The organism is Pseudomonas brassicacearum (genome assembly GCF_003732265.1).
Lineage (GTDB): Bacteria > Pseudomonadota > Gammaproteobacteria > Pseudomonadales > Pseudomonadaceae > Aquipseudomonas > Aquipseudomonas brassicacearum_D.
Genome location: NZ_MOBK01000315.1, coordinates 1 through 524 on the forward strand (window position 1 = coordinate 1; position 524 = coordinate 524).

Genomic DNA, 524 nt, shown 5'->3' on the forward strand with positions numbered 1-524 from the left:
CAAACCCTTGGGCGTTTTCTTATCAAAAAAATGCAGGCCTAAAGCGGATGATCTGCGAGCCTCACTCGTAAAACTTCCCAGCCAACAAAATCTCCGCGCACCGTTGCCAGACATTAGAAACGGCAGCATCCGCCTGAGCATTCCTCGAAGTAGCCATCGCCCAAGCAGCCGCAGCATCAAGAAATGTATCGACCGATCCATTTTCCCAGCCTAACGCACCCGCCTGATAAGCAGACGATGGTGTCGCCTTCTCCAGTGCCCGCTCACGGGATAAATCAGCGCTCAGCGCCGCGACGAAATCGATGAACGATTGCTCATCGGTGACACGTTCCAGCAACTCATCAAGATCTACAGACATAGCCATCCTTGCGTTGAAAGATTAGTGCCGAGCAGCACGCGATAATCACAAGATGCCCCATCGCTAAGCGACCACCTCAACATAACTCGATTCCCCGCCCCCCTCGGCCCCCGACAACCAACCCCACACAAACCGCAACGTCGTCCGCCCCGTCTCATCAATTCCC

The 524-nt window shown here is 54.6% G+C and carries 1 protein-coding gene; it reads right to left on the minus strand.

Features of this window, described 5'->3' with window-relative positions; genetic code table 11:
• Positions 1-61 precede the first annotated feature (61 nt).
• Positions 62-358 (minus strand): DUF7660 family protein, encoded by a 297-nt coding sequence (locus BK660_RS31465; protein ID WP_185045311.1) that lies wholly within the window; start codon positions 356-358, stop codon positions 62-64.
• Between the last annotated feature and the right edge of the window lie 166 nt (positions 359-524).